Source organism: Staphylococcus sp. AtDRG32 (genome assembly GCF_004365845.1).
GTDB classification, from domain to species: domain Bacteria; phylum Bacillota; class Bacilli; order Staphylococcales; family Staphylococcaceae; genus Staphylococcus; species Staphylococcus hominis.
In genome coordinates, this window is the sequence record NZ_SODE01000004.1 from 19,957 (window position 1) to 45,587 (window position 25,631).

Below are 25,631 nucleotides of genomic sequence, written 5' to 3' on the forward strand. Positions count from 1 at the left end.
TTATAAAATAATAAAAACGCCTCTTAATGTCTTATTTATAGACACTAAGAGGTGTTAAATCATTCTCTATTCTTCTACATTTATAACAAGTTTTCCTATCATTGAATTGGATTCTAATATTTGATGTGCTTCATATAAATGTTCTGCTGTTAAGCCATTGATGACTTTTGTCGTTGTATTTTGATACGTACCATTCTCAATTTTTTTAGCAATATCCTCTAAATAATAATGATGTTTAATCATGTCTTCTGTTTGAAAAATAGGTCTTGTAAACATAAATTCATGTGTAAAGGAAACACTTTTTGTTTTTAATAAATTTAAATCTTGTGATCCTTTAAAAGCTACAATCGTAGCAACATGTCCTCTTGGTTTCACTATATCTATCATTGTTTCATAATACATGTCTGTATCAAACGTGCAAAATACGAAATCTACCGCTTCAATGTGCTGTTGTTCTAATTGAGATTTTAAATCTTCTTTATGATTGAGTACGATATCTGCACCCATCTTTTTTGACCAATCGATTGTTTCTTGACGTGACGCAGTTGTAATGACTTTTAGACCATATGCCTTAGCAATTTGAGTCGTAATGCTTCCAACACCACCTGCGCCATTGATAATAAGTAATGATTTCCCTTTATTTTGATTTGGATCCTCTGAAATTTTGAACACATCAAATAAAGTTTCTGACGCTGTAATACCAGTTAACGGAAGACTAGCAGCTTGTTCTGCCGAAAGATTTTTAGGTGCTTTTGCGACTAATCGTTCATCAATAAGTTGATATTCCTGATTTGAACCATGTTGATTAGGCGCACCAGAATAAAATACAATATCGCCTTCCTTAAACATTGTAACCTCTGTTCCAGTTTTTTGAACCGTCCCTACTGCATCAAAACCTAAAATTCTCGGAGAATTTTTAACTTCAGTAAGGCGTTGTTTTGTATCAACCGGATTTACACTTATACTTTGTATTTTAACAAGCAACTCTCTAGAAGATGGCTGGGGCATATCTAATTCAAATGGTTCAAATACATTTCCTTCTTCTAATTTAAATGGTTGTTTAAATCCTATAGCTTTCATAAGTATATACCTACCTTTTACTGAATTTTAAATTATACATTCTCTGACACTTTAACAATCTGTTTGCCAAAGTTTTCACCTGTAAATAAGTTTCTGAACGCTTTTGGTAAATATTCAAATCCTTCTTCTATAGATACTTTTGTTTTAATTTTTCCTTCTTGTATCCACGTTGCCAGTTCTTTACTTGCATGTTCAAAGTCATCGGCAAATTCTGCTACCAAGAAACCACGCATTAGTGCTTGATGTTTAATTAATGTGCTTTGTACACGTGGACCTTTTTCTTGTTCAGTATTATTATAATTAGAAATCGTACCGCAAACAGGAATACGTGCATGACGGTTGAGATGTTTCATAACTTCATCGGCTATTGTGCCACCTACATTTTCAAAATAAACATCTACGCCATTCGGTACGGCTTTTGCTAATGCTTCTGCAAAATCATCCTTTTTATAATCAATACCTGCATCAAAACCCAATTCTTCTGTTAGATAATTCACTTTTTTATCTCCACCAGCTATACCTACTACTCTAGCACCTTTGATTTTAGCAATTTGACCAACCACAGCACCTACTGCACCAGAAGCTGCTGAAACTACTACAGTGTCGCCTTCTTTTGGTTGACCAATCTCTAATAAACCATGATAAGCTGTTTGACCTGTCATACCTAACGTACTTAAATATAAATAAAGTGGTACATCTGTATTAGATATTTTACTTATTTTCTCTTCATTTACTGTATTAATACGCTTCCATGGCAACATACCTACAATAATGTCATCTTTATTAAATTTTTCAGAATTTGATTTAATAATTTTGCCTACAATGTGACTTTGAATAGGTTCGCCAATTTTAAAAGGCTCCACATAAGAATCGGCTTGAGTCATTCTTCCACGCATATATGGATCGACAGATATATATAAAGATTCAATTTGAATTTCATTTTCTTTCGGATCAACTATGTCAATATTTTCATATTTAAATGTATCATCTTGGGGCATACCTTTAGGATATTTTGCTAATAAAACTTGCTCATTATTCATTATAAAAGACTCCTTTCAGTATTCAAAAACAGTGTCATATCACAAACAATTTTATCGCAATTCAACTGCTTTCACTTTATAATGTCTAGTATGATAACACTTAATACTTTATTATACCAAGCAAAGTGAGGTCTTAAACTTGAAATTAAGTATCTTAGACTATGTACCACTCTTTGAAGGTGATACACCACAAGAAGCTTTAAATCATTCAATTGAACTTGCTCAACTATCAGAGAAACTTGGTTATGCACGTTATTGGGTAGCAGAACATCATCAAGTTCCTTCTGTTGTATCAAGCGCTCCTGAAATCGTAATGGCTATGTTACTTGAACATACACACTCTATTCATATTGGAAGTGGCGGTGTTATGCTCCCCCATTATAGTGCTTACAAAGTTGCAGAACAATTTAAAATTATGGAAGTCAAACATCCTGGCCGAATTGATATGGGAATTGGGCGATCTCCTAGCTTCAAAAATGTAAACGAAGCGCTAAATGAATTTAAAACTCAAAAACCCAAACTATCTCAACAAGTAGATGATTTGAACAAATACTTTACGAATGACACTATTCATTCACATCGTTTCAAAACTTTAGAAGCCACTCCATACACAGAGCATTCACCTGAGATGTTTATTTTAGGAATGAGTGAACAAAGTGCTGAGCTTGCCGCAAAAAAAGGCTTACCTTTTGTGATTGCTCATATGGGTCAATCGAACGCAAATTTAACACATGTCATTCGACATTATAAATCGCGTTTTACAGAGTATCATGGTCATTCGCATTCACCCTATATTATTTTAGCTACTTTTGTCGTTACGGCAGAAAATGAATTAACGATTAAACAATTATTAGATGCATTAAATTTGTGGTTAATACGTATTAACTATCTTAAACAACCTAAAGTATATCCTTCTATTGAAACAGCACAACAACGCCATTATTCTGAAAGAGATCAAGAAAAAATAGAAAAAAATAAACGTCGAATGATTAGTGGCTTACCACATGAAGTAGCTCAGCAGTTAATACAATTACAAAACGAATTTGAAGTCGATGAAATCATGATTCTTCCTAATGTATACGGACATACTCATCGTACTAAATTAATTGAACTTATAGCTCATGCTTGTCTAGATAATTAGGAGAGTCAGTATTATGAACGCTCCTAATTTTTATTTGTTTCATAAACTTTAATGTTTTCATTTGCAACATCTTTATTTTCATGAAGTTGGCTATGTTGAGTCGTTGATTCTATATATTAAGAATTTTTATACGTTTTTGGACTTGCTTCTAACAAAGATTTTAATGGCCGAGACGAGCTATTAGATACTTTAACGTCAAAATGCATACCATTTTAATTATCTTCATAAATGTTTAAATCTTCTATTTGTTTACCTTTATAAATATTTTTTAATCCAAGTCACTTTTTATCATCTTCACTCATTTTGTTTGGTTTGCCATTTTGATCAACTTGAATTTCATTCACCTTTTCATTTAAATTAAGAACGCCATTATATGTTCTAGCCATATTGACTTCTTTTTTATTTAGTGTCGGAAATGGTGGATGATTACCATCACTTTTCATAAAATACGTGAAAGATAAATTCCCCATAGAATGTGCGACAAAATTATACTCCTTATTTTTTAATACTAGTATCTCAATAAAATAAGAAACAGGACAGAAAATTTCATTTCTGTCCTGTCAAATTTATAAAATTACTTAATTTCTTTAGATTCAGCTAATGCTTTATACCAATATGCACTTTTTTTCGGATAACGTTCTTGTGTGTCAAAATCAACGTAGAATAGACCATAACGTTTTTCATAACCATTAGACCATGAGAACACATCCATAAGTGACCATAAGAAATAGCCTTTTACATTGGCACCATCACGTATCGCATCAGCAATGACTTCAAGATGTTTTTTAACATAGTCGATACGTGCATCATCATCAACTGTTTTACGTTCTTCGTCGAATTCATCTTTATACCCAAGCCCATTTTCAGTAACATAAATTTTATGATAGTTAGGATAATCTTTTATAACACGCATAATTTGATCATAAAGACCTTGTGGATAAATCATCCAATCCCAATCAGTACGAGGAACATCTATGTCAAATTCACGTTGTCCTACACCTTTAAGTTGATATTTAGAGCCACCTTTATCTCCAGTAGCATTGTGTGTAATTTCTGATTCTCCTTCATATCCTCTCATCCAATCACTCATATAGTAATTGATACCTAAGAAGTCATTTAAATCTTTTGCAGCATCTAATGTAGCATAATCTTCATCGGTAATATCTAATTTACCGCCATTGACAGAAAGAATATGTTGTACACCTTCCATAGTTTCACGAGAATATTTTCCTAAATACGTTGCATCTAAGATAAATTTATTATGAATAATATCTTCAAGTTCTGCTGCTCTTACATCTTCCGGATTTGAAGGATCATATGGATACTTAGTTGGTAATGCATGAACGACTCCAATTTCCCCATTATATCCATTGTCTTTAAATAGTTTAACTGCTTTCGCATGTGCGACCATCATATTATGATGAGATTGGAATACTTTTGCAAAATCATATTTAATACCTGGTGGGAATTTACCGACTAAATACTGGCCATCACCAATAGGACCAATTTCATTAAAAGTAGTCCAATAGTTGACTTCAGTAAATTCTTCAAAGCAGAATTTTGCATAGTCTACAAAATAATCAATCGTTTTACGGTTTAAGAAATCTCCATCACTGTGAAGTGTTTCTGGGGTATCAAAATGATGTAATGTAACAAACGGTTCAACGTGACGTTTATGACATTCTTTAAATAATTTGTGATAGAATTCTACACCTTTTTGATTAACTTCTCCATAACCTGTTGGAAAAATTCTTGACCATGCGATAGATATACGGATACCATTAACACCAAATTTCTCACTTAATTCTAAATCAACTGGATATTTATGATAAAAGTCACTTGCAGGTTCAGCTGTATACCAATAATTTTCTTCTAGATAAGTGTCCCAGGCTACACGACCTTTTCCGTCAGTTTGAGTCGCACCTTCTGCTTGATAAGCTGCTGTTGCACCACCGAAAATAAAATCTTCTGGTAATTTTTTCATTATACTTTCATCTCCTAATTATTTTTCAAATTGTTGTTGAACGAAGTCTAATGCTGCTTTGCCATCACGAGTTAAGTTAATGTATTCAACACCTTGAGTTTTTGCTAATTTAATACCTAATCGATCTGTATCTTGTTTTATATCTTCATAGTTAGAAGCAACTTGAGGCGCTAAAATAATTAATTGATAGTCTTTCATAATATCCATATGTGCACCATAACCACCAGCTGCCGCTTTTACAGGTACCTGATATTCTTCAGCAGCCTTGTTTAACGCATTTGCAAGTAATCCACTTGTACCGCCACCGGCACATAAGACTAAAACGTTAGTTTGTTCGTTAATTGAATTTGATGACTCTTTAGCCGATACTTCCTCATCGGAAGGTGCTGGTTCAGTTGTTGTCGCTTCATTTGCACCAGCAGTTGCTAAAATTGCATCTGCTTTTTTCGTATCAAAGTTTGCTGATACTTTTTCTTTTAATTCATTATTTACTTCTTTATTGCCTCGTTCTTCTTCAAGAATTTGTTCATCATATACTTTTAAAAATGGATAATAAATCATAACGTCAACTACGATTAATACAATCGCTAACACAAATGACCAAAAAGCAAAGCCTGTACCCATCACAATACCAAGAGGCCCTGGTGTCGTCCATGGTAAGAAGATGCTAAAACTATTCATTTTAAGTACATCAACAAAGAATTTAAAGATCCATACGTTTACTATTGGTGCAAAAATAAATGGTATGAAAAATACTGGATTTAATACGAGTGGTGCACCAAATAAAATTGGTTCATTTACTCCAAAGAATGTTGGTACAACCGATGCTCTACCAATGGCTTTATTTCTTTTTGATTTAGTTAACCACATAAACATAAATGGAACGACTAATGTAGCACCGGTACCCCCCATAGTTGCAACGAACATTTGTGTACCAGGTGTAATAATTTTATCTGCATGTTCTCCTGCTTGAATCAAATTTAAGTTTGTTTCAAGATTTGCATAAGTAATTGCAGCGATTGCTGGTTCAACAATAGATGGACCATGTATACCTACAAACCAGAAGAATGCGAAAGCACCGAAGATAAGTGTGACACCAATCCAGCCATCTGCCGCAGTAAATAATGGTTCAAAGATTTTTAATACGGCGTTCGCTACATTTGTATGAATAAATGTTCTTGATAATAAATCTAATGCATAAATAATGATAATAACCGCTGACAACGGGAAGATATCTTTAAATACCTGGGAAATATTTGGTGGTACTTCTTTAGGCATTTTTATTGTAATATTTCTTTTAATAAAGAAATTATAAACAATTACGGTAATAAAGGCTGAAATAAAGGCTGTTAATAATCCTTTTGTGCCCATAAATGCACTTAAAAATCCACCCTCTTTAATAGGATCTGCTGCTAAGAATAAAAATCCACTCATCGCAGCCATCATTGTAGAAATAAAGTTAATTTGATTGGTTTTATCTAATTTCCTGTTGTAGGAATCGGTTAAAGACTTCGCTGTTGTTCCAGCTACAATCAAACCAACTATTCCCATGGTATAGTTATATGGTTTCATCAATATACCTTCCATCGTTTTACTCCAAGTAAAGCCAAACACGTTAGGTACATATGTGATTAAAATAAATATACTTGAGAACAAGATAATTGGAATTGCTGCAATAAATCCATCACGAATCGCTCTTAAATAAATATTACGAGATATTTTTTCAAAGAACGGCTTTCCTTTTTCTATCCATGCTATTAACTTATTCATAGGGGTCAGCTCCCTTTTTTGTATAATTCAATTAAATGCTTCATTAAATCTTTTAATAATAACGTTGTCATTAAATGGTCTTGACCATGAATCATTGTAATACTAAATGCAATGTCATCACCTTGCGCTTCTTGAGCTAATAAGTTTGTTTGAGCTTTATGTGCATTTGCAATACATTCATTTGCTTCCTCCGTAAGTTGTTCAGCTTTATCAAAATCACCTTCATTAGCAGCGTTTAATGCCTCTAATAATTTTGAACGTGCATCTCCAGCATATGCGACAATTTCAAAACCAAGTAATTGTACTTCTTCTCTGTTCATATGAATAACCTCCCTTAAGTTATTTTGCTTTCCAAGATGTTGCAGTTGTTTTTAGTACTTTATTTAAATCATCAATGTTTTTATAACCAGTTGTACGTAACCATTCTCTTGCAGCTTGTTCTCCTTGTTCAATATAAACTTTAACTGCACCAGACCATGTCGCACGTCCACATAACACACCATTGAAATGTGCACCTGCATCATGTGCAAATGTTAATGTGTCTTGGAATAATTCAGCTGATACACCAGCACTTAAATAAATATAAGGTAAATGTGTCGCTGCTTCTTGATCACGGAAATGTTGTGCTGCTTCTTCTTTTGTGTATACAACTTCACCCTCTGTAAATCCTTCGACAAAATTCATATTTACGGGTACTTCAACTTTAAGCACATCAACATTGAATCGCTCTTCTGAGAATAACTTCATTGCTTCATTTACTTTACGAGGTTTTACTTTTGCAAATTCAGCACTTTTATTATCTGGAATATTATCATCATAAGTTAACACTTCTAAAAAAAATGGAATGTCTTCAGCAACACATTCTGAACCAATTCGTTCAATATAAGCTTTCTTTTGAATGTTAATCTCTTCTGAATCATCTACATCATAATAAAGTAAGAATTTAACTGCATTGGCACCCTGTTCTTTTAAACGTTTAGCAGACCATTCTACTAAGCAATCAGGTAAACGACCTTTTGCATTCACGTCATATCCAGTTTTTTCATATGCAAGTAATAAACCACACTCTTTATTACGTGCATCAGAAGCAGGTAAGCCATATTCAGGATCTAAAAGAATAGAAGATGCATATTGTGTTAACTCTTCTGATACAAGTACTTTTAATTGTTCGATTTGTTCAACTGTAGGAGGTTCTGTTTGATGTTCAGCCATCATTCTTTTTAATGCCCCACGTTGATCAAATGCTAAAGCTGAAATAATACCATCTTGATTACTTAATTGTTCGATTGATGCTAATTTTTGTTGTGATTTTGTCATGAATTACACCTCTATAACTTCAATTTGTTTGAATATTTCTTTAAATTTATCTACATTGATATGACCTGTTTGATGCTCCATTGCATTTAACATTCCAAATGCATTCGCTTTTTTCAGTAAATCCTCATCGGATTGTTGATGAACAAGACCTGATGCAATACCTGCCACAGTAGAATCACCAGACCCTACAGGATTAACGACTTCTATTTTGGGGATATTTACTTTATAAAATGTTTGATGATGTTTAGCGAAAGCGCCATCGCCACCTAAAGAAACAATAATCCATTCAATACCTTTGAAGATGGGTTGAGTAACCGCTTCTTTTAAACTATCGATATCTGTAGTGACAGTAGTGTGTAATAATTGAGATAATTCATCAATATTAGGTTTTATCACTGAAGGCTTATTTTCGCTCAACAATACATCCATTAATGATTGACCAGAACTATCTAAAATCGTAGGTAGACCTTGTTCATTTGCTAATTTCACAATATCAGCGTAGTAATTTGTATTAAGACCTTTAGGTAAACTTCCAGACATCGCTATAACATTAGCTCTTTTAAATAGTTCTAAAAGATGTGCTTTATAGCTCTCTGCTTCTTCCTTGTCAATAGTTGGTCCTTGTTCGAGTATTTCAGTTTGTTGTCCTTCATGTAGAATAGCGATACAATTTCGCGTTTCTCCTTTTATTTTGAAGAAAGACTGTTCAATTTGAGCATCTGTTAATTGTTCTTCAATAAATTGACCTAATGCGCCACCTAAAAAGCCACTTGCTAACACATTTTCGCCAAATTCTGATAATACACGTGTTACATTTAATCCTTTTCCTCCAGCAGTTTTACTCGTCTTTTTAACTCTATTCACAGTATCTAGATGAAACTGTTCTAATGGGTAAGAGATATCAACTGAAGGATTTAAAGTTAATGTTAGAATCATTTCACATCTTCCTTAATCGTGATATTCACCTTTATTCCATTTTTCTAAGAATTCATCAAAGAAGTGAGGATTAGCTTGATTATCGTTATGTGCTTCTAAATGATTAATTTTAGCAATTAATTTCTTATTTTCTTCAGTAGGTTTGTATTCTGCTTCGATAAATGCATCAACGATATCGAAAATAAATAATTCGCCTGCTACTTTACCGCCGAAACTAACAACATTAGCATTTAATTCTTCTTTTGAATAAAGTGCTGATGTCATATCACGTACTAATGCTGTTCTTACCCCTGGGACTTTGTTTGCTGCATTACTAATACCAACACCAGTACCGCAGATACATACGCCTAAGTCTGCTTCTCCACTAGCAACTTTTTCACCTACTTTTTTACCGAAGATAGGATAATGTGTACGTGTAAAATCATACGTACCTACATCAATAACTTCGTGTCCTTGAGCTTTTAAGTGTTGTGAAACTTCCATTTTTGTATCAGTTACAATGTGATCGCAACCTATAGCAATTTTCATTATTTATTCCTCCAATTAGCACATTTTATTTAACATATCTACACGGATTTGGTGACGTCCGCCATCATAGTGTCCATTTACAAATTCTTTAGCAATATTTTTTGCTAATGTATCGCCTACAATTTCAGAACCCATTGTAATCATGCGTGCATTGTTGTGACTACGTGTCATATATGCTGAACGTTCATCTGATACTTCAGCAGCAATCATTCCTTTTACTTTTGTAGCGACAATAAAACTACCTGCACCATAAGCATCCACTGCAATTCCTAAATTATCATCGTTCTTTTGTACTTCGTGTACAACTGCTAATGTTGAATCAACAAAGTCTAGTTCTTTTCCTTCTGTTACATCTACTACATCATGGTTATTTTCTTTTAAAAATATTTTTATAACATCTTTAAGACGTTGACCAGCGACATCTGAACCAATAAAAATTGTCATAATGATTCTCCTTTGAAAATAAGATAATTAAACACATGTGTTTGAAAAAGCGCTTTCAAATCTTTACACCTAAATTATAAACATAAATAAACAAATAATCAACAATAAATGTTCGAATATTGTTTGAAATTTTGTTTTTTTAAACAAAAAAATTTATTTTTATGTTTAATTACGTTCAATTATCTAAAAAAATACCAAGATTGTTTAAATAAACAATCTTGGTATCATTCAATTAATGTATCACTTCTGTATAAGCTTTTAATTTTTGTACATTATCTTCATCATTTTTATCTACAACAACTGCTGTTAAATCTTCTAAATGACATAATTGAGTAAAATCTTCTTTTCCAATTTTTGAAGTATCAATTAATAAGTATTTTTCAAGTGAACGATGAAGTGCAAGTTGTTGTGTATACGCTTCGTCAATTGTAGAAGTGAGCACATCTGCATCTTTTATTCCATTACAACTAAAAAACATTTTACTAAATCGTTTTGTTTTAAGGAGCGTATTCGTCATTTCACCTACAAATGATTCAGTAAGTTCTCTCATTTCTCCACCTAATAAGTAAACTTTAAAATTTAGCGAACGCTTTTCAAATAATATTTGAAATACTGGAAAACAATTCGTAATCACTGTTAATGACTCTCGATCTATTAATTGAGCCAGTAACTCGATTGTTGTTCCAGGTCCCAAAAAAATCGTATCGTTTTCTTCAATTAAGTTAACAGCTTTCCTTGCGACAGCACGTTTTTCTTCAATATTCTCTGTGTGCTTTTCTTGATGAGACTTTTCTTTAATTTGAAAAGCTGAATTACTACGTGCACCGCCATGTATTTTAGTTAGTAATCCTTTTTCTTCTAGTTCAGCTAAATCACGACGTACTGTCATATCAGATACGTTAAGTTCCTCAACGATTTCATTCGTCCTAACCGTTCCTTTTTGATTTACGAGTTTAGTAATTTCTTCTAAACGATCGTATTTATTCATTCAAATTTTCACATCCAACTCTATTTTATTAAAAAGTTCTTTTTATAAGAACAATTGATTTTTTATAAAGATTTTAAACGCAATTTTATTCTATACTATTATATGTTTTAACACTATTATTTAATGTTTTTCAACATTCATTGCTTCTTGAAAACTAGAAAATAAATAGCAAAATATGTTGTAATAATAGTATAAGATTTATTTTTTAAAAAAACTATACAGTATTGATGATAAATGAGGTGCTCCGATTGGGTAATAAAATCGAAAAATTAAAAGAAATTGTTGATAAATCAAACAAAATTGTATTCTTTACTGGTGCAGGTGTATCGGTTGCAAGTGGTATACCTGATTTCCGTTCAATGGGTGGATTATTTGATGAAATTTCAAAAGAGGGTTATTCACCTGAATATTTATTAAGTATTGATCATTTAAATGATAATAAAGAAAGCTTTATCGACTTTTATCATAAACGACTACTAGTAGCAGATAAAAAGCCTAATATCGTCCATGAATGGATTGCAGAGTTAGAAAAAAAAGGCAAATCTTTAGGTGTGATTACCCAAAATATCGATGGGTTACATGAAGATGCCGGAAGTGAACATATTGATGAAATTCATGGTACACTGAATCGCTTTTATTGCATCAATTGTGGAAAAGAATATACGAAATCATATGTTATGGAACACAAATTAAGATATTGTGAGAACTGTGGTGATGTGATTCGCCCTGATATCGTATTATACGGTGAAATGCTCGATCAACCTACTGTCTTTAGAGCATTAGATAAAATTCAAAAAGCAGATACTGTCATTGTGTTAGGTTCATCCTTAGTCGTACAACCTGCTGCAGGCTTTATTTCTAACTTTACAGGAGATAATCTTGTAATTATTAATAGAGACGCTACACCGTATGATAGACAAGCAAGTTTAGTTATTCATAATGACATGACAGAAGTGGTTGAAGAAGTTATGAAAAATAAATAGATGTACTTGTGGCTAGTGTTTTTTGGAACGACTAGCCTTTTTTACATAAAAAAGCACTTCTCAAAGTTGAGAAGTGCTGTAAACATTTTAATTGAACACAAATTGCTTACGCAATTCGCATACTGAACTTGTAAGCAAACAAGTTTGTAACATTTCCAATATTAACGTTTTGAGAATTGTACGCTCAGAAATGAAAGTTATTAAACTCTAACAAATCCTTTCATATCAATAATTATGAAATATAAAAAACTCATGTTAAGATTAAAATCCATCGTAAAAGATATAACTGACACCAAATAGCACCATAAAATAGACTAGTTATCTCTATCTTAAGATTTAAGATAGAGATTTTATCTGTCTGATGAAATAATTCATCACTCTTAAAAGGGTCATTCTAATACACTTAAACTTAATGCATCATAATTTTCTTCGTTTAACTGATGTTCTTCAATCTGAATAACTTTATAATCATCTATATTATCTAAGTACTTTAAATTCTCATTCACAACCGAAAAGAAAACTTGATTTTTTAATGTCAAAAAATGTTTGCTTACAGCTGAAAAATTCTTTATTGCAGTTTCTTCTGATATTTCGTTTTTAGTAAATGAATCCATACAAAAAGGAAGACAATAAGCACCAAATCTATCAATTAATGTAAAGTAAATCAGGTAGAGCGCTAAATACTTCGTGTTTTTATCCATTCCACTACCATCAATTTTTTTGAATTTTAGAAACTCTATTTCATCAAAATCTGTTAATTCCAGTGTAATTTTTATTTGATTTCTTATATCTTCAAAAGAAGAGGACAATTGTTTCTTTAATTCTGCTTTCTCTTTCACTTTCCTAGCTTTTTCAGCTTTTTTTTCACTTTTTTCTTGTTCCAAGGCTGTTTTTTCGATACCTTCACTTTTTATTGACTTTTCTATCTCGGTAATAGCAACAGTTTTAGCTCTTGCTCTAACATATTCATCTATAGTTAATAACTTTTTTGAATTATTTATTCGCTTATTAAGATAATTAATTTGAAGATCAGCTTGGGATTTTAAAGAATTTAACTCATCAATGTCATTTTCTAGAGACTGTATTTTTTGAAATACTTTATCTTTTAAAATCGTGATCTCAAATGCATTATTATTTAAACCTAATCTTGTTAAGGATTGCTCAGTTGTCAATTTTGAATGACAATATTTACATTCACATTCTATTTCTTTAAATCTCTTTTTACTCATTTTTAAAAGTTGGTTTAGTTCTTCATAATCCTGTTTTTTAAAATCAAGTTGCTCACTTTTTTTTACTAACTTAATCCTATAGGTTGAAGTCTCCTCAGTATACTTATTGAGTATATCCAAGTAGTGTTTGATTTCTTCATTTAGTTTCTCTCTATCAATTTCCTGAACCTCTGGTATTTCAGAGACTTTCTCTTTATAACCACTTAGTACCCTACTTAAATTATCAATGGTATCACCACAATTTCCGATTTTCTTCGTCAACTTAGTTAATTCATTTTTTAATTTTTGAACCTCTATATCTGAAATTGAAAAAAGATATTCGAATATTGCTTTGGGTATATCACTATATTGTCCCAAAGTATCTGATACCCCACGATAAGTCACACCATCCCATGAGTCATCTTGGTCTATATAAAAAGGTAATAATAGCGCAGATGAGTATGCCAAATGTAGCTCTTTCGTAACAGTATTTGGCAACTGCATATCAGTTCCTAAAATATTTTGAAACCACTGGGAATAATCTTTTGAGGTTAACGGAGTACTCTCAGAATCCACTTTATAAGTATCACCCTGACGTGTTATCCTATGTGAATGTCCACTAGCCGTTTTTATACTTATCTGAAACACTTTATCTTTTACATTCCAACCACTTGGAAATTGCTTAATGTCAAATCCAAGTGTATAATAAATAGATTTTACTAAGCTAGACTTACCTTTTTTATTTCCATTGCTCACAATAAGATTTGTTCCAGAAGAAAAACTATAACTTGTTGCCGTCTTACTTATATAATCAATTATTTTAAGAGTTTCTACTTCCATCAGCTATCCTCCCATAACTCACACAGACATTCTATTGCAATAGCAACTTTAAGATTTCCATTACTAATATTACTTTCATCATCAATAATTTCAACAATTCTATTTACTAATTCTTGTTCTGTCGTATTTTCAATATCTAAATCTTTGCACTTGCTCTTCACACTTTTTTTAGTATTGTAGTATCCAATTGGTACTTTAGCTCTCTCCTGTTTCACATTTTCTTTCTTGAAATAGTTATACGGCAAATTCTCAAGTACTTTACTAAACATTTCAATTTTTTCCACCTCTACAAAGATTTCTCTTAAATAATCACTATCAATTTCTTTTTCTTGATAATTATATCCATCGAAATACACCTCACTTTTTTGGTCAATCATCAATGATAATTCTGCTAGAAGTGCACGACCACTCTCAGTATCAACATGTAGTTCTTGAATTACCATCTCACCAAACAAGCATCGAATAGCTTCTGTCATATTATTACTGAACGGCGTTTTATAAATAAATTGATTATTTAGTCTTTTCTTATTATTTAAGTTTAAATTCAAATCTCTAACTATTTTCTCTTTATCCGAACTTGAATACTGTAATAGTGGAGAAATGATATGTCCAACCTTTTTCTCTTCCAAATCACCTTGAAATGTTTTTCCAATATCATACACAAATATTTTTCTAATATCATCATCTTGTCCAGGAACTAAATTTTTCTCAATAATTCCTTTTTTAATGAGTTGTTTCAGAGTAAGGTTCTTTTCTCCCTTTACTTGAATAAAAATATTTTGGCCTTCAACAAGGATTTGAAAATCATCATCAGCTTCTGGAATCACCTTAAAACCATCACGAGAATAATTATTAATCATAACTAATATTATTGAAGCTTTTTGATAATTGAAACCTTTAATAGCTATAGCGCCACCATTTTCCATTTTTCTAGCCATATCATTTCTCCTGACATATATCCTTTTTAATAACCTAATTATAACAGAATTTATTGGATAAACCACTTGTTCTCATATTGGCTCTATAATAAATTGGACTGATGACTAAAAATCATCAGTCCAATTTATTATAGATCCTTTTTATTTATAGATGATTCATTGATAGAACTTAAACCAACTTGAACCATAAATGTTAGTTAAATTCTTGATTTTTAATTATTTCTCTAATAATCTTAAAACCAGCCTCTGAACTAAGTCCTCTCATTTTTCCATTCTTCTTCCAATCTTCTGACTTTAAAGAAGAATTCTCTATGATCGATTCAAACTTATGAATATCTTCTATCATTTCTTCATAACTTTCGAACAACTCATTTAATAATCCATGTAGGGACTTCACCCCCATAGTCTGTTGTATATAATAATTTTTATCGTAATATGTTACTTCAATTTCCTCATTCTTTATATTTTTTTTCTCTAAAATTGTTTTATACCATTTTTTAAATACTATTCTCCAAACTGGCAGCAATACACCTTCAACTATTTCTTTTGCAGATTTGTCTAAAGTCGAATTAACTTCAGGGAATTCTTTCTTCAATAATTCCTCAAAGAACTCATGTTTACTATCTACATATTTCCTTACAATTCCATGAATAGATTCTGAAAATGCTTTGAATCCTATAGATCCCAAAGCCTGACTATTATTTACATCTACTTTAATTCCATTAGTCCAATATGGATCTTTTGTATGAGAATAATTTTCATTTAACATAAAAATTATTCTTGCTTTTATATGTTCTAAAAAATCTATTTCCTTAGTTCTTTCAAATAAGATTTCATAATTATATTTGGCTAACATAGCTAAATCTGTTTTCAAAGGTTTAGCTTTAGAATTTATTGTTCTAAACAGCTCAACCTCCTTAATTCTATCAGCATCATCTAAAACAACTATAACTACATTAAACAAATATGTTTTTTTTAAATGATCTGCTTTCTCACCTTCATTTGAGACATCAGATAAATATTTTTCAAATGCTGAAATCCTGTGTTGACCATCAATTATTCTAAATCTAAGATTTTTCATCTTATTTATATCTAAAATCCAAAGTTTTTCTCTTTTATCGTAAAAATCTATTTTTTGACAGATAGAGACTTCTTCTAAACATTTCTCAATTTCACTAGAATTCACTCCTAATATTATGGAAGTTGGAGATAGAATTTCATCTGTATTTTTCAAAGTATTTACCATTCTATTTAGGTGTAAATTATTAACTTCTCTCTGGTACCCATATTTATTCTTACCATAATGTAAAACTTCACTTTTTTCAATCAAAGTCTCATAATTAAGAATAGTAGTTAGAAATCTCTGATTATATTGATAATATTCATTAACTATTCTTTTCATCAGAAAACACCTCTTTTTCATTTTTTTCTAGCCTATCTATTAAAGAATGCTTTTCTTGAATTAAAGAATCTGCTAGTTGTGTATTAAGTGCTTCTTTAATTCCAAAAGAAAATAGAACAGCTTGTTCTGTTATTTCATTCTTATCATCTTCAGTAAAATATATTTCTTCTTCTAGAAAATCAGAAGTAGTTGATAAAACGACTAAAATAAAATCTATAATACTAAATTTAGTATCTAACAGTATTTGTTCATATATATCTATATCATTAGTATGTAGTTTTTCTAAATAATGCATAATCTTCTCAATTGTTTTAATATTTTCTCCGTCTTCTTCATATTTTATATTTATCTTCATTTCCTTCATTTTTAAATAATAGTCATAGCAAACAATTTTTTTTACTAATTCTTGATTTATTGTTGTTATAGAATTTAATATTTTCAATACAAAGTTTTTCGTACTTATTTCAATAGTATCTTTTCGGTTTTTTTCAGAAAATGCTTCCCAAAATTCATCTGTAATTTTTTCAATATTAGAACTATAATTACTTAATAAAATTTCCCCTTCTAATGCTCTCTTTACAATATTATCTACATCAGATATAAACACATCAAATATTTGTTCATTATTAGACCTCTCATGAATTAAATTTTGTACCTTTTTTTGCCTATGATATATTTCAACTTCAGAATCAGATTTAACGAAAGATTCTTCCACTGAATCTATTACTTTCTCAATAGCAATGACCGATGAAGTTACTGATTTCAACATTAAATCATTATTGTTCTTCAATATGGATACATCTTGATTTTTATAAATCAATTTGTGTTGTATATTAGTAAAAGCTGATGTGATTGTACTTTTTATTTGTATTTCAATAGGAATAAGAATTTCTTGAGCATATAATTCAGTTTGATATCTCGCTTTTATATTATAGTAAGACAACTCTCCTAATTTCGAAACCTTGGTATCTAGACATTCTATTTCATCAATTTTTTTTTCAATAAAATTTAAGAAATTATCTAATTTTTTACTTGTATCCACTAATATTGTAAAGCCTATAAGATCATCAATATTATAATAGATATTATTTTTTATTTCATCTTCGTTTTCACTATATATATCTTCAAACAATGATTTTCTAATGACCTTTTCTTTTAGCGACTCTCCTCTTTTTACTCTATAAATTATAGAAAAGGGAAATATTTCTTTATATACAGAATTAGAGGTTGTTATATTATTTTCTATACATAAATTCTCTAAATTCATCTGTATTACTTTATAAATTTCCTCTGACTGACTTTTTAATTTCTCCAAAATGAGTCTTTCATATATATTAGCAATTTGATTTGCCTTTACTATAATATCATTCAAAGTAACTAACCTACCTTTCTTTCTTTTTAAGTATTTTATTACTATCAACCAAATCATTGGATGTGCACTTTTCTACAAATTTATACAGTAAACTGATATAATCAAAAAATATCCATATATTTACTTTCTAGATGAATACTATTTATATTTCAAACTGAAATTAATAACTTCTATGCCCAAAAATTATCCTGACTATGTCTCAATCTCTTAATTAAAAGTACTAACTTTTATTTTAACGGATATACACAACCAATAAAAGCTATATGAGGGAAACAAATGTATTGATGTTAATAACAAAATATTGTTTTATCTATTACTGACTTCTAAAAATTTATTTAAATATCTAATTAAAAATCATGATGGAAAATTTAATATATTAACATTATTAAACTTAAAAACATGAATGAATCGTTTAGAACTATTAGCTTTAATTACTAAAAGTTTGTGTAAATATGGCATTAAAGTAAAATAATAAATTAACCTTACTTTGAAAGAAATCTCTTTAAAACCAAATATTTCAAAATGCGATATTTTAAATACAGATATCTTTAACCAAGCTGAACTTTTATCTATTTAGTTACACGAGTTAGATGTTTCAAATTACTATTGTAAATATTCAGCCCACTCAAAAATATACTCTTCAATTAATGCTCAAAAAAAGCACCAGCAAATATGCTGATGCTTTTCTTAATATATAGATGATTAATTGATTATTACACCAATTTCCACCATATAATCGCCCAAAACTATGATATATTTGAAATGATATTAACGTTTTGAGAATTGTGGAGAACGACGTGCTTTTTTAAGACCTGGTTTTTTACGTTCTTTCATACGTGGGTCACGAGTTAATAAACCTGCGCGTTTTAAAGAACCTCTGTATTCTGGATCAGCTTCTAATAATGCACGAGCGATACCATGACGGATAGCTTGAGCTTGTCCAGTGAAACCACCACCGTATACGTTAACTAATACATCATAGTTACCTTTAGTTTCTGTAACATCGAATGGTTGGTTTAAGTCTAAGATTAATGATTCGAATGGTAAGTATTCGCGTACGTCACGATCGTTAACAGTGATATTACCTTCACCTGGTACTAAACGTACACGTGCTACTGAGTTTTTACGACGGCCTGTGCCTCTATATTCAACTTGTGCCAATGTAATTTCCTCCTTCTAATTAACCACGTAATTCGTAGTTTTCTGGTTGTTGTGCAGCGTGTGGGTGTTCAGCGCCACTGTATACAAATAATTTTTTACCTTGTTTTTCACCTAAACGTGAACTTGGTAACATTCCTTTGATAGAAGTTTCAAGTAAACGAGCAGGGTTGTTACGTTTTAATTCACCAGCAGTCACTGATTTAATACCACCTGGGTGATTTGAGTGACGGTAGTAAACTTTATCTTGTTCTTTTTTACCAGTTAATTCGATTTTTTCAGCGTTGATGATGATTACATAGTCACCAGTATCAACGTGTGGTGTATAAGTTACTTTATTTTTACCGCGTAAGATAGATGCTACTTCTGATGATAAACGACCTAATGTTTGGCCTTCAGCATCGATAACATACCATTTGCGCTCAATGTTTGATTCATTTGCCATAAATGTTTGACGCATAATAATTATCCTCCTAAAAATAAATGCTTCGTCTTAGATTACAGGTACTCATCGCAGTCGAACCTACGAACGAGGCCTGCAATCTAGGTCATTCTGTTACGATTTCAAAGCGTAATGTTCATTTATTTTATTCCTGTCTAATCTGCTTATATATCTTGTAACACAATAAGTTTCCGGGGCTTATCGTGGGATGATATAAAACAATACCGTTAACTATCTTATATTTTATAAGCCCATTTGTCAATGCATATTAGTCATTTTGTAATGATTTTTTGTAATGTATTTTTACATCCTCACCAAAGTCATTTTTAAGTGCTTCTGGATCTAAATATATCTTTTCAAGATATAATCCTTCAGCGGGTGCTGTAAAAGGGACATTATCTCTATTTTTAGCTTTAAGCAGTTCAGGAACTTCGTTAGGTTGTCGCTTCCCTTTACCTACTTCTATTAAAAAAGCTACAAGTACGCGCACCATATTATATAAGAAACCAGAACCTGTGACGATATAGTCAAAACCTTCGTCCGTTTTGACAACTTCACTTTGGTATAGTGTACGTTCTTTACTTTCAACTTCAGTCTTTTGTGAACAAAATCCAGTAAAATCATGAGTTCCAATAAAGTGTTTAGCCGCTTCATTCATCTTATCTAAATCTAAGTCATCTTTTATAAATGTCTTAAGACCACTTTCAAATGGATTGCGATGTTCCGCTTGATACACTTTATAGCGATATCTCTTACCTACACAATCATAACGACAATGAAACGTGTCATCTACTTGTTTTACACTATTCACGTAAATATCCTCAGGTAACGCACTATTCATCGCATATTTCCATTGTTTAGGCTCAATATTCAATTCTGTGTCAAAATGAAAATACTGTTCATAAGCATGCACACCACGATCTGTGCGACTTGATGGATGTATACGCACATGTCGGCGATGCATACGTTTTAAAATTTTTTCAAATTGTTGTTGAACAGTTCTACCTTGTTGTTGAATTTGAAAACCAAGAAATCCATGTCCTTGATACGCAATATTTACTAGTATGCGCAATGTCTTACACTCCCATATATTTTAATATAAATAATATCATTCCAATAGGTATCAGACTGAATAGACTCAAAGTATCTCTCTTATGCCATGACAACTTACGATAACTTGTACGTTGTACATTAGCATCATATCCTCTAACTTCCATTGCAATGGCTAATTCATCAGCTCTTTGAAAGGCAGAAATAAATAGCGGTATCATTAATGGGATGAAAGCTTTAATTCTTGTCATTAAACTCCCCGAACTGATTTCAGAACCTCTTGATTTTTGAGCAAGAATAATTTTATCTAATTCATCCATCAATGTTGGAATAAACCTTAAAGCAATTGACATAATCATACTTAATTGATGCACAGGAATTTTAAATAGTTTCAATGGGGCCATTAACTTTTCAAAAGCATCAGTCAAGTCAATTGGACTTGTTGATAATGTCATAATTGTTGCAACCATAACAATCGTTATTAATCTTAAAGAAATAAAAATACCTTCTAATACCCCTGTACTATCAATTTTAATAAAACCTATTTCTAATAGCGTAGTCCCGCCGTGAGTAAAGAAAATGTGCATTAAAAACGTAAAGATTAAGAAGAAAAATATCGGTGTTAATCCTTTAATTAAAAACCAAAATTGAATTTTAGCCATTTTCATAAAACATAGAATTAATAATATTACCCAAGCGAATGTAGCAAAAGAATGAGCAAAAAAGATAAAAATAATAAATACAAATACAAAAATCAACTTTGCTCTAGGATCAAGACGATGTATCACAGAGTTATTAGGTAAATAACGTCCTATAATAAGTTTATTTTTCATGTTCTTGCCACTCCTGATACAATGTTACAAACTCATCTTCATTTAAGGCAATATCATTAAACATGGTTTGATATTTATCTTCAACATCATATTGCAGTTGTACTACATCAGGCAATGCAATATGCCAATCTTTCAGTTTTTCGTGTTGTCTGAATAATGATTTAGGAGAGCACTGTTCTATTACTTTCCCTTGTCTCATTACAATGATTTCTTCTGCATATCGCGCCACATCATTCATATCGTGTGACACTAATATGACTGTTTTATGATGATTGACTTGAATTGATTTTATTAATTCCATCACTTGCTGACGACTTTTTGGGTCAAGTCCAGCAGTAGGCTCATCAAGAATAATTATATTCGGTTTCATTGCAAGGATAGAAACTAATGCAATTTTACGCATCTGACCACCTGACATTTCAAATGGCGATTGTTCCATAATATGATGATCAAAACCTAAATCTAAGAGTAACTGATACGCATAAGACTTAACTTGTTCCACATTCATCTTAAAATTTTTAGGACCAAATGCTACTTCTCTTTCCACACTATCTTCAAACAATTGTGATTCAGGAAATTGAAAAACCAAACCTACTTGTTGTCTTAATTCTCGTAGATGCTTGTCTTTTGTTTTATGAGTAATCTCCTTATTATCAAACGTAATACTACCTTTTGTTGGTTTTAATAGCCCATTAAAATGTTGGATGAGTGTGGATTTACCACTTCCTGTTTGACCAACAATCGCATAGTATTTACCTTGCTCAATTTTGAGATTGATATCATTTAAGGCTTGATATTCATAAGGAGTGCCTTTTTGATAAATATATGAAACATGATTAAATTGAATGGTCATAATTTATCAACCAGCCCTTCATATGTAGTGAATTCATCTTTAAAGCCTAGCTTTTGATTCATTTTCATTGCAAATGGTAAATCTAAGCCAATCTCTACTAAATACTGTGTATTTAAAAAAATAAAGTTTGGCTTACCTTCTTTGTAAACTTTGCCTTTATTCATAATGACGACATGATCGCTTTCTAACGCTTCACTTAAATCATGAGTAATAGAAATAATCGTTAAATTTTTCTCTTGTTTAACTTGTTTAATTAATGAAAGTAAAGACTGTTTACCTTGGGGATCTAACATAGAGGTTGCTTCATCAAGAATGATGACATCTGGACTTAGTGCTAAGACTCCTGCAATAGCCACGCGTTGCTTTTGGCCTCCCGATAAAGAATGTGGTTCATATTCCATATATTCTTTCATATCTACATTATCTAAAGATTGAATGACGATTGCTTTCATTTTGTCATGAGATACTGCGTGATTCTCGAGTCCAAAAGCTACATCATATTCCACAATTGAACCTACAAATTGATTTTCTGGATTTTGAAAGACAATACCAATATGGCGTCTAACCTCTCTTAAATAATCAGGCGTAACTAAATGATTGTTATAAAAAATTTCTCCTTCAGTTGCTTGTTCTATTCCAACTATAAGTTTTGCAATTGTAGATTTCCCCGAACCATTATGTCCTACAATGGATGTCCATTGATGTTTTGGTATATTAAATGACACATCTTCTAAAGTGAAGGCCGCATCGTTTTGATATTGAAAATGTACATGTTTAAGTTCGATGATATTGTTATTATCAGTTTTCACAGCCTTCCTCCTTTATTAATAGTTACTACATTAGTTTACATGAATAAAAACTAGATGTACATGAGTAAACGTCTTTCATATATAAAAAGAGTCATGCCTCAAAAGCACGACTCTTTTTAATCAGTATAGATTCATTAAAATTAAAAAAGCGCGCACCCCATCACATTTTAGTTGAGTTCACGCTTTATATTAGTATTTAGTTGATGGGGTACTCTGAGCTAGACAATATTTGTATGTGGCAAACATTATCGTTGCACTCATTTGCTTTAAATACAAGCAGTTAGTGTATTTATATATAAAATTAATCTACTAATTCGATGATAACTGATTCAGCACCGTCACCACGACGAGGACCTACTTTAAGAATACGAGTGTATCCACCTTGACGTTCTGCATAACGTTCAGCAATTTCACCAAATAATTTTTGAAGTGCAGTTTGTGTAGTTTCATCTTCATTTAAGATTTCAACATTACGTAATGTTTTAGCAGCATTACGACGAGATGCTAAGTCACCTTTTTTACCTAAAGTGATTAATTTCTCAACAACACTACGAACTTCTTTTGCACGAGCTTCTGTAGTTTCAATACGCTCACTTACGATAAGTGATGTAGCTAAGTCACGTAACATAGCTTTACGTTGATCAGAAGTACGACCTAATTTTCTGTAACCCATGAGTTAACCTCCTTTAACTTATTAATCTTCTTTTCTTAAACCTAATCCTAAATCTTCTAATTTATATTTAACTTCTTCAAGAGATTTACGACCTAAATTACGCACTTTCATCATATCAGCTTCAGATTTGTCAGCTAATTCTTGAACAGAATTGATGCCTGCACGTTTTAAACAGTTGTATGAACGTACTGATAAGTCTAATTCTTCGATAGACATTTCAAGTACTTTTTCTTTTTGATCTTCTTCTTTTTCAATCATGATTTCAGCATTTTGCGCTTCATCTGTAAGACCAACGAAAATATTTAAATGTTCAGTCATAATTTTAGCAGCTAATGAAACAGACTCTTGTGGAGTAATTGAACCATTAGTCCAAACATCTAAAGTTAATTTATCAAAATCACTACTTTGACCTACACGTGTATTTTCAACTGTATAGTTTACACGTTCAACAGGTGAATATAGTGAATCTACAGGAATTACACCAATTGGTAAATCACTAGTATTATTTTGTTCTGCTAATGCGTAACCTCTACCCTTATTAGCAACAAGACGAATTTTTAAATGTCCACCTTTAGACACTGTTGCAATTTTAAGTTCTGGGTTTAGAACTTCAACATCACTATCGTGAGTAATATCACTTGCTGTTACTTCGCCTTCATCTCTCACATCAATTTCTAATGTTTTATCTTCTTCAGAATAGATTTTTAATGCTAATTTTTTGATGTTCATAATAATTGTAGAAACATCTTCAACAACATTGTCTATAGCTGAAAATTCGTGTAAAACACCTTCAATTTCGATGTACTTAACGGCTGCACCTGGTAATGAAGATAGTAGGATACGACGTAAGGAGTTTCCTAGTGTAGTACCGTAGCCACGTTCAAGTGGTTCAACAACGAACTTACCGAATTTAGCATCTTCACTAATTTCAATTGTCTCAATTCTAGGTTTTTCAATTTCTATCATTTACAAAATCCTCCTTAATAACGTCGAATTAATTTTAAAATTGTTTCGCTCAGTGATTTGTAACAATAACAATCAATAAAAATTATACGCGACGACGTTTTGGTGGACGACAACCGTTGTGAGGTACTGGAGTAACGTCTCTGATTGCTGTTACTTCTAAACCAGCTGATTGTAATGCACGAATAGCTGATTCACGACCTGGTCCAGGTCCTTTTACTGTTACTTCAACAGTTTTCAAACCATGTTCCATTGCTGATTTTGAAGCAGTTTCAGATGCCATTTGAGCAGCGAATGGTGTTGATTTTTTTGATCCTTTGAAACCTAATGCACCAGCTGATGACCAAGATAAAGCATTACCAAATTCATCAGTGATAGTTACGATTGTATTGTTGAATGTTGAACGGATGTGTGCTACACCATTTTCAATATTCTTTTTAACTCTACGTTTACGAGATACTTGTTTACGTGCCATTTATATTTTGCCTCCTTTACCTATTATTTTTTCTTATTAGCTACAGTTTTAACTGGGCCTTTACGAGTACGAGCATTGTTTTTAGTTTTTTGACCACGAACTGGTAAACCACGACGGTGGCGAATACCACGGTATGATGAAATTTCCATTAAACGTTTAATGTTTAAGTTTTGTTCACGGCGTAAGTCACCTTCTACTTTATAACCGTCAACTACTTCACGGATACGACCTAATTCGTCATCTGTTAAATCTTTTACACGTGTATCAGCTGATACGTTAGCTTCTTCAACAATTTTTTTAGCTGTTGAAGTACCGATACCATATACGTAAGTTAATGAAATAACTACGCGTTTTTCACGTGGAATATCTACTCCTGCAATACGTGCCATATATTTTTACACCTC

26 protein-coding genes and 1 pseudogene are annotated in these 25,631 nt (G+C 31.5%); 2 read left to right on the forward strand and 25 right to left on the reverse strand.

Translation table 11 applies throughout. The features are described from left to right. Positions 1-66: 66 nt before the first annotated feature. A complete protein-coding gene (locus BDW25_RS07065) occupies positions 67-1,080 on the reverse strand; it encodes a zinc-binding alcohol dehydrogenase family protein (protein ID WP_133945259.1) in 1,014 nt (337 codons plus the stop codon). Between the two features lie 32 nt (positions 1,081-1,112). Further along, positions 1,113-2,120 carry an NADP-dependent oxidoreductase gene (locus BDW25_RS07070; protein WP_133945261.1) on the reverse strand — a complete coding sequence of 336 codons (1,008 nt, stop codon included), beginning with the start codon at positions 2,118-2,120 and terminating at the stop codon, positions 1,113-1,115. Positions 2,121-2,259: 139 nt separating this feature from the next. Here BDW25_RS07070 and BDW25_RS07075 point away from each other — a divergent pair, with 139 nt between their 5' ends. Beyond that, positions 2,260-3,261 carry an LLM class flavin-dependent oxidoreductase gene (locus tag BDW25_RS07075; RefSeq protein WP_002455023.1) on the forward strand — a complete coding sequence of 334 codons (1,002 nt, stop codon included), beginning with the start codon at positions 2,260-2,262 and terminating at the stop codon, positions 3,259-3,261. Positions 3,262-3,284: 23 nt separating this feature from the next. On the opposite strand, the pseudogene BDW25_RS11165 reads toward BDW25_RS07075, so the two are convergent. The 9 genes and pseudogenes from BDW25_RS11165 to BDW25_RS07120 form a co-directional block, all read right to left on the reverse strand. Further along, positions 3,285-3,758: pseudogene (locus BDW25_RS11165) on the reverse strand (alpha/beta hydrolase); the annotation flags it as partial. A 77-nt stretch (positions 3,759-3,835) separates the two neighbouring features. Further along, positions 3,836-5,248 carry a 6-phospho-beta-galactosidase gene (gene lacG, locus BDW25_RS07085; protein ID WP_029376784.1) on the reverse strand — a complete coding sequence of 471 codons (1,413 nt, stop codon included), beginning with the start codon at positions 5,246-5,248 and terminating at the stop codon, positions 3,836-3,838. Positions 5,249-5,263: 15 nt separating this feature from the next. Next, a complete protein-coding gene (locus BDW25_RS07090; RefSeq protein WP_049420255.1) occupies positions 5,264-7,015 on the reverse strand; it encodes a lactose-specific PTS transporter subunit EIIC in 1,752 nt (583 codons plus the stop codon). Between the two features lie 5 nt (positions 7,016-7,020). Next, positions 7,021-7,335 (reverse strand): PTS lactose/cellobiose transporter subunit IIA, encoded by a 315-nt coding sequence (locus BDW25_RS07095; protein WP_002448512.1) that lies wholly within the window; start codon positions 7,333-7,335, stop codon positions 7,021-7,023. A 19-nt stretch (positions 7,336-7,354) separates the two neighbouring features. Further along, positions 7,355-8,332 (reverse strand): tagatose-bisphosphate aldolase, encoded by a 978-nt coding sequence (gene lacD / locus BDW25_RS07100; RefSeq protein ID WP_133945263.1) that lies wholly within the window; start codon positions 8,330-8,332, stop codon positions 7,355-7,357. 3 nt (positions 8,333-8,335) lie between these two features. Continuing rightward, complete coding sequence (locus BDW25_RS07105; RefSeq protein WP_049434095.1) at positions 8,336-9,268, reverse strand: tagatose-6-phosphate kinase; 933 nt, start codon at positions 9,266-9,268, stop codon at positions 8,336-8,338. Between the two features lie 12 nt (positions 9,269-9,280). Then, positions 9,281-9,796 carry a galactose-6-phosphate isomerase subunit LacB gene (lacB, locus tag BDW25_RS07110; RefSeq protein WP_053019964.1) on the reverse strand — a complete coding sequence of 172 codons (516 nt, stop codon included), beginning with the start codon at positions 9,794-9,796 and terminating at the stop codon, positions 9,281-9,283. Between the two features lie 15 nt (positions 9,797-9,811). Continuing rightward, positions 9,812-10,240, reverse strand: a complete 429-nt coding sequence (lacA, locus tag BDW25_RS07115) for a galactose-6-phosphate isomerase subunit LacA (protein WP_133945265.1) — start codon at positions 10,238-10,240, stop codon at positions 9,812-9,814. Positions 10,241-10,472: 232 nt separating this feature from the next. Beyond that, entirely contained in the window at positions 10,473-11,228 is a 756-nt protein-coding gene (locus BDW25_RS07120; protein WP_070860891.1) for a DeoR/GlpR family DNA-binding transcription regulator, read from the reverse strand. Positions 11,229-11,455: 227 nt separating this feature from the next. Between BDW25_RS07120 and BDW25_RS07125 the strand changes: the two genes are divergently transcribed. Continuing rightward, complete coding sequence (locus tag BDW25_RS07125; protein WP_133945337.1) at positions 11,456-12,211, forward strand: NAD-dependent protein deacylase; 756 nt, start codon at positions 11,456-11,458, stop codon at positions 12,209-12,211. 389 nt (positions 12,212-12,600) lie between these two features. On the opposite strand, the gene BDW25_RS07130 is transcribed toward BDW25_RS07125, so the two are convergent. The 14 genes from BDW25_RS07130 to rpsM all read right to left on the reverse strand — a co-directional run bounded on the left by BDW25_RS07130 (position 12,601) and on the right by rpsM (position 25,616). After that, entirely contained in the window at positions 12,601-14,259 is a 1,659-nt protein-coding gene (locus BDW25_RS07130) for a coiled-coil domain-containing protein (protein WP_133945267.1), read from the reverse strand. Next, positions 14,259-15,197 carry a hypothetical protein gene (locus BDW25_RS07135; RefSeq protein WP_133945270.1) on the reverse strand — a complete coding sequence of 313 codons (939 nt, stop codon included), beginning with the start codon at positions 15,195-15,197 and terminating at the stop codon, positions 14,259-14,261. Before BDW25_RS07135 ends, BDW25_RS07130 begins: the two co-directional genes overlap by 1 nt. 193 nt (positions 15,198-15,390) lie before the next feature. Continuing rightward, positions 15,391-16,599: a DNA sulfur modification protein DndB gene (locus tag BDW25_RS07140; protein ID WP_166667420.1), complete on the reverse strand. Its 1,209-nt coding sequence runs from the start codon at positions 16,597-16,599 to the stop codon at positions 15,391-15,393. Further along, entirely contained in the window at positions 16,583-18,028 is a 1,446-nt protein-coding gene (locus tag BDW25_RS07145) for a nucleotidyltransferase family protein (RefSeq protein WP_133945274.1), read from the reverse strand. The genes BDW25_RS07140 and BDW25_RS07145 overlap by 17 nt, the downstream gene beginning before the upstream one ends. A 711-nt stretch (positions 18,029-18,739) precedes the next feature. Next, a complete protein-coding gene (rpsI, locus tag BDW25_RS07150) occupies positions 18,740-19,132 on the reverse strand; it encodes a 30S ribosomal protein S9 (RefSeq protein ID WP_002448344.1) in 393 nt (130 codons plus the stop codon). Positions 19,133-19,151: 19 nt separating this feature from the next. Further along, on the reverse strand, positions 19,152-19,589 hold the full coding sequence (gene rplM / locus BDW25_RS07155) for a 50S ribosomal protein L13 (RefSeq protein WP_002448612.1): 438 nt from the start codon (positions 19,587-19,589) through the stop codon (positions 19,152-19,154). 250 nt (positions 19,590-19,839) lie between these two features. Beyond that, positions 19,840-20,643, reverse strand: a complete 804-nt coding sequence (truA, locus tag BDW25_RS07160) for a tRNA pseudouridine(38-40) synthase TruA (protein WP_070508210.1) — start codon at positions 20,641-20,643, stop codon at positions 19,840-19,842. A 4-nt stretch (positions 20,644-20,647) separates the two neighbouring features. Then, positions 20,648-21,454, reverse strand: coding sequence for an energy-coupling factor transporter transmembrane component T family protein (locus tag BDW25_RS07165; protein ID WP_070436460.1), 807 nt, complete (start codon positions 21,452-21,454; stop codon positions 20,648-20,650). After that, positions 21,444-22,307 (reverse strand): energy-coupling factor transporter ATPase, encoded by an 864-nt coding sequence (locus tag BDW25_RS07170; RefSeq protein WP_019835776.1) that lies wholly within the window; start codon positions 22,305-22,307, stop codon positions 21,444-21,446. Before BDW25_RS07170 ends, BDW25_RS07165 begins: the two co-directional genes overlap by 11 nt. Continuing rightward, positions 22,304-23,116 (reverse strand): energy-coupling factor transporter ATPase, encoded by an 813-nt coding sequence (locus tag BDW25_RS07175; RefSeq protein ID WP_002448370.1) that lies wholly within the window; start codon positions 23,114-23,116, stop codon positions 22,304-22,306. Before BDW25_RS07175 ends, BDW25_RS07170 begins: the two co-directional genes overlap by 4 nt. Before the next feature lie 301 nt (positions 23,117-23,417). Continuing rightward, positions 23,418-23,789, reverse strand: a complete 372-nt coding sequence (rplQ, locus tag BDW25_RS07180) for a 50S ribosomal protein L17 (protein ID WP_002448491.1) — start codon at positions 23,787-23,789, stop codon at positions 23,418-23,420. A 21-nt stretch (positions 23,790-23,810) separates the two neighbouring features. Further along, entirely contained in the window at positions 23,811-24,755 is a 945-nt protein-coding gene (locus BDW25_RS07185; protein WP_002448356.1) for a DNA-directed RNA polymerase subunit alpha, read from the reverse strand. A gap of 82 nt (positions 24,756-24,837) precedes the next feature. Continuing rightward, positions 24,838-25,227 (reverse strand): 30S ribosomal protein S11, encoded by a 390-nt coding sequence (gene rpsK / locus BDW25_RS07190; RefSeq protein WP_000101625.1) that lies wholly within the window; start codon positions 25,225-25,227, stop codon positions 24,838-24,840. A gap of 23 nt (positions 25,228-25,250) precedes the next feature. Beyond that, positions 25,251-25,616 (reverse strand): 30S ribosomal protein S13, encoded by a 366-nt coding sequence (rpsM, locus tag BDW25_RS07195; RefSeq protein ID WP_002448629.1) that lies wholly within the window; start codon positions 25,614-25,616, stop codon positions 25,251-25,253. Positions 25,617-25,631: the final 15 nt, after the last annotated feature.